At 43.8% G+C, this 9,735-nt stretch carries 7 protein-coding genes; 4 read left to right on the top strand and 3 right to left on the bottom strand.

Annotated elements, in window-relative coordinates; all coding sequences use genetic code 11:
• Positions 1-389: 389 nt before the first annotated feature.
• Positions 390-596 carry a hypothetical protein gene (locus GV64_RS14600; RefSeq protein WP_020583670.1) on the top strand — a complete coding sequence of 69 codons (207 nt, stop codon included), beginning with the start codon at positions 390-392 and terminating at the stop codon, positions 594-596.
• A gap of 33 nt (positions 597-629) precedes the next feature.
• Here GV64_RS14600 and rarD read toward each other — a convergent pair whose 3' ends face one another.
• Positions 630-1,529, bottom strand: coding sequence for an EamA family transporter RarD (gene rarD, locus GV64_RS14605; protein ID WP_020583671.1), 900 nt, complete (start codon positions 1,527-1,529; stop codon positions 630-632).
• 302 nt (positions 1,530-1,831) lie between these two features.
• On the opposite strand from rarD, the gene GV64_RS14610 reads away from it, so the two are divergent.
• Entirely contained in the window at positions 1,832-3,757 is a 1,926-nt protein-coding gene (locus GV64_RS14610; RefSeq protein WP_020583672.1) for an inositol phosphate phosphatase SopB, read from the top strand.
• A gap of 83 nt (positions 3,758-3,840) precedes the next feature.
• On the opposite strand, the gene GV64_RS14615 is transcribed toward GV64_RS14610, so the two are convergent.
• Positions 3,841-4,125, bottom strand: a complete 285-nt coding sequence (locus GV64_RS14615) for a ComEA family DNA-binding protein (protein WP_020583673.1) — start codon at positions 4,123-4,125, stop codon at positions 3,841-3,843.
• 147 nt (positions 4,126-4,272) lie between these two features.
• A complete protein-coding gene (locus tag GV64_RS14620; protein WP_020583674.1) occupies positions 4,273-4,878 on the bottom strand; it encodes a chalcone isomerase family protein in 606 nt (201 codons plus the stop codon).
• A gap of 440 nt (positions 4,879-5,318) precedes the next feature.
• Here GV64_RS14620 and lon point away from each other — a divergent pair, with 440 nt between their 5' ends.
• Positions 5,319-7,769 carry an endopeptidase La gene (lon, locus tag GV64_RS14625; protein WP_020583675.1) on the top strand — a complete coding sequence of 817 codons (2,451 nt, stop codon included), beginning with the start codon at positions 5,319-5,321 and terminating at the stop codon, positions 7,767-7,769.
• A gap of 226 nt (positions 7,770-7,995) precedes the next feature.
• The coding region (locus GV64_RS25300; protein WP_034844292.1) for a hypothetical protein at positions 7,996-9,735 on the top strand (1,740 nt) is incomplete at its 3' end.

Here is a 9,735-nt window from a genome sequence, read left to right on the forward strand (position 1 = left end):
AATCGGATGTACTCCACATAGTCGTGGTCCAGAACAAACCTGAAAGGATAGATTTCCGTAAAAGTGTTACCAATCAGAGAAAAAACGATCAACAAGTAACATATTTTACCAACCGGAGACCGGCTTACGCTTCATCATTTCTTATGCAATAAAGGTACTGCTAACTTTAACCATCCTTCCTTCGCCAGCAAAAGCACCCTGCAGAGCCCAGAAAAACAGTTTTTTTGAAACCCTCAGCCAGCAGTAAATATTGAAATGAAAGAATACGTCAAAAAAATGGCATGATGCATGCATACCACAAGTCGGCTTAAGGCTTAATGGAATAACCCCAACAGCCGACATGATTTGTCTTCATCATTTATTGTCAGGATCATTGAGAGATTCACCCAATGAACAAACCATCACACAGCAGCATGGAAGCCTATCTTAGACAAATGGGGGTAGTAACTCTTCCGGATAGCCCAAAAGACCTTGAAAAAGAATACTACCGGCAGATTTACCGGGTACTGCCCAGAGACCAGGCACTTTCTCTACCAGTAAAAAAAGCAAGATCAAAGACAGCCTTGCAAAGCAGTAAAGAAAAAAGGCATTCCTGACATCATTAAGCAACAGGCAATGCCTCGCTGCCATTAATCACTAAGCGGAATTTTCAAACGATCACGTTGTCGTTTCTGCCGAACCAATCCGTCAACAGTAAAAATGATAAGAGCAAGCCAGATCATTGCGAAAGTCGCCATCTGCACAACGCCCAACGGCTCATTGTAAATCGTCACACCAACCAGAAAAGAGATAGAGGGGGCCAGATACTGCATAATCCCCAACACTGTCAGCGGTAACTTTTGTGCCGCCATATTGAACAATATCAGGGGTATGGTAGTGATCAGACCTGCAAGGGCAAGGAGCATGCTGGTATCAGGATCAGACAGACGAAAAGCGTGTGTGTCATTACCCCATAGCCAGAAAAAATAGATACCCACTGCAGGCATTAACAGTAACGTCTCAACTGCGAGCCCAGTGGTCGCATCGACGCTGATTCTCTTGCGAATCAGACCATAAAAAGCAAAACACAGAGCCAGAACAAAAGCGACCCAGGGTAGTTTCCCCAACAATATCACCTGCATTGCCACCGCTGCAGCTGCAATCATCACAGCCATCACCTGATAACGGGTTAATCGCTCACCAAGAAAAGAGTAACCAAAAAGCACACTGATCAGAGGGTTGATATAGTAGCCAAGACTGGTCTCAAGAATCCTGTCATTCGTTACTCCCCATATAAAGCAGAGCCAGTTTCCAGCAATCAGCAGTGATGTCAGAATCAGCCAGCCCAATAGACGGGGCGACTTGATCAGCACAAGTAGCTCACCCATCCGTTGACGCAGCAATAAAAAACCAACCAGCAAAAATGATGACCAGAAGACTCGATGACCAAGCACTTCAAGGGGAGGTACATCTTCCAGAATTTTGAAATAAATCGGAATAAGTCCCCACAAAGCAAAAGCCCCAACGGCAAACGTCAGGCCTGACTGCATCCCACTTTCCTTCACAACGCCCCCACAGCTGACTCGTTAATCACTTTTGAGCCAGTACAAAGTCCATTCAAAATATTAAATTCATTGCCATTGTAAAGTTCAGCAGGTTACAAGGCGTTACAGCTATATAACATAATGATTTAATACGAACCATGGAAAACAGAAAATGAATGAAAAATCCTATTTTTTATTCAATCTGGGCTTCAACTTCTGAATTATTGCGTCACATCTCATACTTCATTGAGAATAACCGCTGCTGTTTGTATATTTTATAAGGAAGATTGCAACAAGGATTGTTAGCAATGATACCGAAGAATACCCCCACTGGCCCCAAGCCTGCAGTTAACTCCCAACATGTTGATCAACAAACAACGCAGGACGGTACTGAGCCTAAAACTGGCAGCTGGCATCAGCGTATTGTTAAAAAAATAAAAAAACTGATTATTTCGCCCATAAAAGCAGCTATTCACCGAGCTCGATACCACCCAAAAGGATCGTTAAAAAGACCGGTAATCAATCAACCTATAAGATCATGGGATATCCAGCATCTTCCAGAATCACGACAGCTTCTTAGCCAGAAATCAACACTTGGAGCTGCTGGAAATTCTAATACTGCGCTATTCTCTCTCGAAGCACTTTATTACAATGCCGCGCTACACGTTATCAAGGACGCAAAAAATGCGCCTGGAGCAGGCTTTGGATCTGATCTTCTATTACTGGAGAGAGAGTTGGAATACGAAAAACAACAAGAATATAACACGCTTAATTTGAAAGGAGGTGAAGCTGCCAGCAAAACCGAAATAAAACATGCAAAAAATCTTAGCAAATCACTCAAAACCAGACTGGAAAAAGCCGGTGTCTCTAAAGCACTTGTAACATCAAACTACAGGCAACATGTTAATCAAGCATTGAATGAAAGAAACTGGGAGGTACTGCACAGCGCTCACCAAACAAATGCAGGTACTCTAGAGCATCGACAAGTTCCTGCTTCCAAAATGCAACTGTTGACTCATGAGGAGGCAGCAGGAACTCGGGATATATTTGAAACCTCCTATGGTGAGTTAGGTGGTATCTGTTCACAAACAAAAGATTCTGAGCAGCATGCGGTTAATCTCTGGACCTCATCCTTCAGTCCCCCGAAAGGCAAGTTCAATTATCATGGGGTTCGACACGGTATTCATTCTGCTATTGGTATCAAAGATTCGGAACAACGTAAAACAGCTAATTTAAATCGTGCCAGAGAATCACTGATTGCCGCATTAACGCTGAAGCCTGAACTACTTAATCAGGCAATCAGCAATCCTGCTAAATCAGTACACCTGAATCTCGCCTCTGTATCGCTGGTAACCCCTGATCCTTTTCGTATAGGAGAAAAAAGTGAAGCAAAAATGTTGCTGGAGCAGATAGAGGCTTTTCGAGAGCTGGGTTGTAAACAGCCGCTGAAACTCAGTGTCGTTAATTCTAATGGCAGGCAAATAACGATTCGAATCACCTTTCGTCTTGCATTATTTAACTTTGGCGTTAATAAAGGGGCCCAGGGTACATTTTCACGTATGGTAGGCGGCTGGAAAATGTCAGACAAATTGAATAAAGAAGGCCTCCATACACTGATTGGAGGGACTGAAAAAGGTCTGACCAGAAGTATTGCTGGTGACTATCTGGCTAAACAACAACAGCACATAATTACACTGAGCACTCAACTTGCAGACTCGCGTTTACCCGATAACGGGCGAAAAGCCATGCACAACGAGCTGATCGATCTTAATCAAAAACGTACAATTATTTTCCAACTGGCCACACAGATCCGTGACATTTTCAACAGCAAAGCTCATCACCACGAAAGTCATGATGCTTATAAAATGCCAGCTCGTATAGCACTGCTAACCAGCTTGATTTCAGGAGTTCCTTTATCTAATTGCAAAAGTGGTAAAGACCGCACAGGGATGCTGGATGCAGAGATAAAGTTACTAGCAACAATGATCGACCTATATGGCAAGGTACCGGAGCCGGGAATACCTTTAAGCTGGGAGGATGCCGAGCTTTTCCGGGATATACTGCTACACAGTAAAAATCTTGAAATCCAGAAACTGAATACAGGTGCAGAAGGTTATAAGACAGAAGGCATCGAATCCATTGATGAACATATGGGTAAAACATATCTTAGTAAGGATGCCTTTAATGAGTTTCGCGCCCGAGTCAGAGGTCTGTCCGGTGCAGTCAAAGCCTGATACTGCATGCTCTGGAGTAAATGAAAAGTGTGAGAAATAAAATCGATCAAGGCCTGTAGAAATACAGACCCTGAAAAGAGAACTCAGTCGAAAATTATGCGCCCTTTATTCTTATCAAGCATTCTACTGCCCACATACTTTACCTTATCAAGATCCTCAACACTTTGATAAGGGCCATGCTGATCACGGTGCTTAACAATTTCCATAGCTATCCGAGGCCCTACCCCTAATAATCCTTTATCAAGTTGCTCAACAGTCGCCTGGTTGACGTTGATCTTTCGCTCATCAGACCAGCCCTTTTGGTCAGCTGCAAATGCTGAAATACTAAAAAAAGATAATCCAAGAAAGGCAAGCGTTTTGATATCCATATCAAATACTCCTTAAAAATTGACATGCTGTTTCGATCTCAAGGACAGTAAGAATTTTCATATTCATCTGCCCCCTAACAACATTCAAGGCAACGAAGCCATCAACTGCAAGACAAAAAGTCACGAGCAGATAAATGGATCATTTCATCAGGTAGCCGGAGTCAATCCTAAAACCTGCGCTTTAAATGTCTTACTGGGAGGCGTCTCACCAATCCAGACCCTTAGAAAAAGATTAAATACTTCTTTACGGGCTGGCACAATACCTTTTTCAACACCAGCAATTTCAATTCTCAGACCTTTACCTGGAAGGTATTCAAACACAGCCTGCTCACCTCTTTTCATTGAACCATCAACAAGTGAAAAAATTGTTTCCAACTCGTTCTTCATGGCTTCTTGCTCATCGGGAGGACTATTAAGCTGGATTGACTCATAGAACGCATTCGCGATACGCCGCGCACTCATTTTTGAAACCAGCATGACAAATGTCATTCGCTGATAGCTATCAGAAGCATATATCTCATCCACATTGCTTGTAGGTTCTTCCAGATACAAAGCCCCAATATACCCTTTCACCATCAGATACCATGATCGGACAGCGGCCCCTTGAAGTTGAAGCTCTGGCTTATCAGCACCCACTGAGATGACATCAGGCAAATCGTATTTATTAATCAGCAGAGCTTTTGCTGGCAGGGAGACAAAACAGAGAAAAGCCAAAGAGAATAAAATTCGACGGTGAGATTGGTAATTCAACATACAGCATTCCTTATTATTATTGCGTAAAATCTTATCTCACTTGTACGACAGCTTCCACCACATATCTAAGGAAGTTTCTATTCTCAGTTGGTATGATTTCTACCCAAAGACGCCCAGCAACCAGCGTTACAACGTCGTCAGAAAATTGTCACAAATCACTTAACTGAGATTTTGATACTCATAAACAAAGTCCAATATCATTACCACTGGTCAACAATCCCCCCTTCTGTGTACCAATCCTGACTATCTAAACCATACTTAAATGCAATGACCATTGAAATTACTGGATATGGCTCAAAATAGGGTATCCAGGCAATAGTCTGCTCAGGTGCGAACAGGCAATGAAGGAGAAAAAACCATTCTCCGAAGCCTGCTCCAGAAGGCCTCAGCAGTAACCTTTCAACCAAGCTTTTTCTCAATCAGATTATTGCAGACAGACTATGACAGATCAGGATTCAAACAACCCCGAAGTTATCAGCGGGGATGAAGACAGTCAAAAAACCAGCACAGGACTGGTTCTCCCACATCAGGCTCTGCCAGACAAGCTGTACCTGATTCCAGTATCCAACCGCCCTTTTTTCCCGGCCCAGGTACAACCCCTAGTATTCAGTAGCAGTGAGTGGGGGGAAACGCTTCAGCGAGTTGGCCAGAGCCCTCACAAAGCCGTAGGCCTGAGCTTTGTCGGTAGAATGCCTGGTATAGATGTTGCCCCGGAAGATTTTCCTCAGGTGGGCTGCGTTGTAAAAATACATAACATCGTGTCCGATAATGATCAGGTGCAGTTTATTGCCCTTGGCATGCAAAGATTCAGAATTAAGCAATGGCTGCGCCGCCGACCTCCATACCTGGTTCAAGTGGAGTACATAGAAAGTCCAGAAGATAATAGCGATGAGGTGAAAGCTTACGCCCTGGCACTGATTCAAGCGATAAAAGAGCTTATCCCACTTAATCCTTTATACAGCGAAGAGTTGAAAAATTATCTCAACCGATTCAGCCCAAAGGACCCATCGCCTTTAGCAGACTTTGCTGCAGCAATAACAACAGCACCCGGTCAGGAACTTCAGGAAGTTCTGGAAACCATTCCTGTGCAGCGCAGAATGGAGAAAGTACTGGTTCTGATACGTAAAGAGCAAGAAGTTGCACGCCTGCAGAGTGAAATTAACGCAGAAGTTAATCGCAAGATAAGCAACCATCAGCGAGAGTTTTTCCTGAAAGAGCAACTCAAAGTTATCCAGAAAGAACTGGGCATCTCAAAGGATGACCGCACTGCAGAAATCGATGAATTTGAACAGCGACTGGAAAACCTCGTTGTACCTGAAAGTGCTAAAGCCAAAATTGATGATGAGCTAAAAAAACTCTCCATTCTTGAAACTGGTTCGCCAGAATACGCTATCTGCCGAAACTACCTGGATTGGGCTACCTCTGTCCCTTGGGGAGTATTCTCAGAAGACAATCTTGACCTTCATCATGCCAGAGGCGTTCTCAGCTCTGATCATGACGGTCTTGATGATGTTAAAGACAGAATTGTCGAATTTCTGGCTGTTGGTGCTTATAGAAAGGAAGTATCAGGTTCAATTATGCTGCTAGTCGGCCCCCCTGGAGTTGGCAAAACATCCATTGGCAAATCGGTAGCAAAAGCGCTTGATAGAAAGTTCTATCGGTTCAGCCTTGGTGGCATGAGAGATGAAGCGGAGATAAAGGGTCATCGACGAACCTATATAGGCGCGCTTCCCGGAAAACTGGTACAGGCCTTCAAAGAGGTGGAAGTCTCGAACCCTGTGATTATGTTAGATGAGATAGATAAAATCGGTGCTTCCTTCCGAGGAGACCCTGCTTCTGCACTATTGGAAGTACTTGACCCAGAACAAAATGCAGAGTTTCTGGATCACTATCTGGATATGAGAATTGACCTTTCCAAGGTTCTCTTTGTCTGCACAGCAAACCAACTGGATACTATTCCCGGCCCGCTTCTGGATCGTATGGATGTGATCAGACTCTCTGGTTATATCACTGAAGAAAAGGTAGCCATTGCAAAAAATCATCTATGGCCAAAACAACTTAAGAAAGCGGGACTCAAAAAGAGTCAACTCAAAGTATCAGATACAACGTTCCGGAGAATTATTGATGGATACGCCCGTGAGGCAGGTGTTCGGCACTTTGAAAAGCTATTGCAAAAAATCATTCGAAAAGTAGTCGTTAAGTTCCTTGAAGAAGACGAAAACAAACTGACCGTTTCGGCTAAAAATCTTGAAGATTTTCTAGGTGCCCCCTACTTCCGCAAAGAGAAATCAATGGAAGGTATTGGCATTGTTACTGGCCTCGCCTGGACTGCGATGGGTGGAGCCACACTGCCTGTTGAAGCCTGTCTGATACATCAACAACGAGCAGGTTTTAAGCTGACTGGCAAGCTGGGTGAAGTAATGAAAGAGTCAGCAGAAATCTCATACAGCTATACAACCAGTCATGCTAAAAAGTATGGTATTCACGAAGACTTTCTTAAAACAGCATTTATACACCTTCACGTTCCAGAAGGAGCAACACCAAAGGATGGCCCTAGTGCTGGTGTAACAATGACGACAGCTCTTATCTCTCTGGCCAGAGGCATCACTCCATTGAAAAATCTGGCGATGACCGGAGAATTAACATTAACTGGCAAAGTGCTGGCTGTCGGCGGTATCAGAGAAAAAGTCATAGCGGCTCGGCGCCAAGGTACAACAACTCTGATTCTACCAGATGATAATAGAAGAGACTTTGACGAACTTCCAGATTACATCCGGGAAGGACTCACCGTGCATTTTGCCCGAGAGTATGAAGATGTATACAAAGTTGCCTTCCCTCAGCCTGAAAAAATAAAGGTGAATAAGGCAAGCAAAGTTACCAAAAACAAATAATTAAAAAAACGCCACCCTAAGGGGTGGCGCTTTCTTAATCACTCTTTCTTTCAATAGCAGCGGGAACTAATCCCGTTTGGACACGCTAGTGAGCATGTTCAAGTATGTGACAATTTTTTAAAAAATCAATTTTTTATAAGACAGAATTAACATATAAACCATTAATTTTAAAACATAAAACAACAAATAATAGGATATTTATTAATTCTATAGGACTTGAAGAATAATGATAAACGGACCTGACAATTCCGGTGGTTTCTTCCAAGGTCTGAAGCAGAGCCTTAAGCAAACTATTGAAAGTGCAAAATCTCTGAAAAAGAGAGCATTTGGAAAACGTCTTACAGAAACTGAAAGCGCTAAGTCAATACCGGAAGTAGATCAGAAATTAGAAAGCGGCTCAAAAGAGCATGCCAATAAAGTTATAGAGAGGGAAGTTCAGTTTGCGAACAAACCCAGTCAAATCAGCCACCAAAAAGAAGAGACGGAACATGGAGCAGCTTCAGAAGCGGAAGCGCCACTACTGAAAAATAGTCTAGAAGAAGAGTATGAAAAGGATATAGATTCGAGCCCGCTTGTACGTATAATTCAACACTTTAGTGAAGAGGATCTTGATTTTTGTCCAAAGTACCGACGGGATCTAAAATCGAAAATCAAAGGACATAGGAAAGAAATCAAAAAACTCGAAAAAGAAATAAAAAAAAATAAACACGCTAACAATACCAATCATATTATCGAAGCAATCAATCTGAATAGAACACTTCTAAAAAAATACGAAAAAGAATTTAAAGAACTAAAAAGCATCACCAAAAACTCACAAATATTCCTACTTAATTTTTTTACATCATTAAGAGAGCTTCGTAGAAGCAACCAGCAAGAAAACCCAAAATCAGCAGAAAAAATAGATCGAAAAACCAAGGCTGAGCTTCGAAGAGTTGTTCTGGACTCACCATCAGGACCTGTTGAGCTGACAGGCCTGAAATTAAGACTAAAACTACTCAAATTTAAGGAACAATGTAATCACCAGTTGCCAGTCATTGGTATTGAAAGTCTTAATTGCCATGTCAAATACCCAACTGAAGGTAAGAAAATAGTAGAATCCGATATTGATGTAAACGATCTGGAAATAAAAATTCAAGCAGACTGGGGTCAAGCATTACATGATTATGTGTATGCAGAAAATGTCCCTAAAGCTCTGGCCACTCTTATTAGTAAGATTAAAAAAGCAAAGAAGACCCAACCCCTCTCAGAAATTTGGGTCAAAGGGGAATCGATAGGACTTGGACTCCCCCTAGATACCATACAAACCCTAACCCAGGCCCTGTTTCGTCAGGAAAAGACGCCCGACGCTATGTCAGCCCCTTCACCGGATCAACTGGCGGAACTGATTACACGACAACTGCTATTCCCGGTACACATGACCCTCGAACAGCTGACCATCGCGGGCCAGGATGGCCAGAACAAAACCCCCGTCGCACTCACGGCCAGCGGCGTCACAGCAGACCTGAGCCGGGTGACCCCACAAGCCGAGAATGCCGGCTGCACGCCAACCGTTGATGTTCATGCCCTGAATGCCCGGGCAACCCTGAACCCGCGATCCGGTCTGGCCCCCAAACTCATCAGCGCGATTACCCAGAAACCGGAGCTGCAGGCATTCGCACAAACACTTGACCAGCAGACAACCATCCTGGATCTTGACGAAGCCCATGTAAACCTGACTCAGACCATGGTGCCGGGGCCGGTGGGCGATAGTGAGGAACAGCCTCTGCCACCACTCAAAACCCAGGACCGGCAGGCCACGTTTCAGGCTCAAAGGGCACAACTGAGCACAGTTGGAGCGCAACAGGGCGGTGTCCACCTGGAAGCCCTCCATGCACAGATCGGTGAGGATGAAAAGAAGACCGTCACACTGGCAACCCGTGCCAAAACCGGGCAACTGGACGTCACCGCAGACCAGCTGGCACTGCCC

The sequence above is a fragment of the Endozoicomonas elysicola genome (assembly GCF_000710775.1).
Taxonomy (GTDB): Bacteria; Pseudomonadota; Gammaproteobacteria; order Pseudomonadales; family Endozoicomonadaceae; genus Endozoicomonas; species Endozoicomonas elysicola.

Excerpts from the sequence above, each read along its gene's own strand:
- GV64_RS14600 (WP_020583670.1), top strand. The coding sequence starts at position 390 with ATGAACAAACCATCACACAGCAGCATGGAAGCCTATCTTAGACAAATG.
- rarD (WP_020583671.1), bottom strand. The coding sequence starts at position 1,529 with ATGCAGTCAGGCCTGACGTTTGCCGTTGGGGCTTTTGCTTTGTGGGGA.
- GV64_RS14610 (WP_020583672.1), top strand. The coding sequence starts at position 1,832 with ATGATACCGAAGAATACCCCCACTGGCCCCAAGCCTGCAGTTAACTCC.
- GV64_RS14615 (WP_020583673.1), bottom strand. The coding sequence starts at position 4,125 with ATGGATATCAAAACGCTTGCCTTTCTTGGATTATCTTTTTTTAGTATT.
- GV64_RS14620 (WP_020583674.1), bottom strand. The coding sequence starts at position 4,878 with ATGTTGAATTACCAATCTCACCGTCGAATTTTATTCTCTTTGGCTTTT.
- lon (WP_020583675.1), top strand. The coding sequence starts at position 5,319 with ATGACAGATCAGGATTCAAACAACCCCGAAGTTATCAGCGGGGATGAA.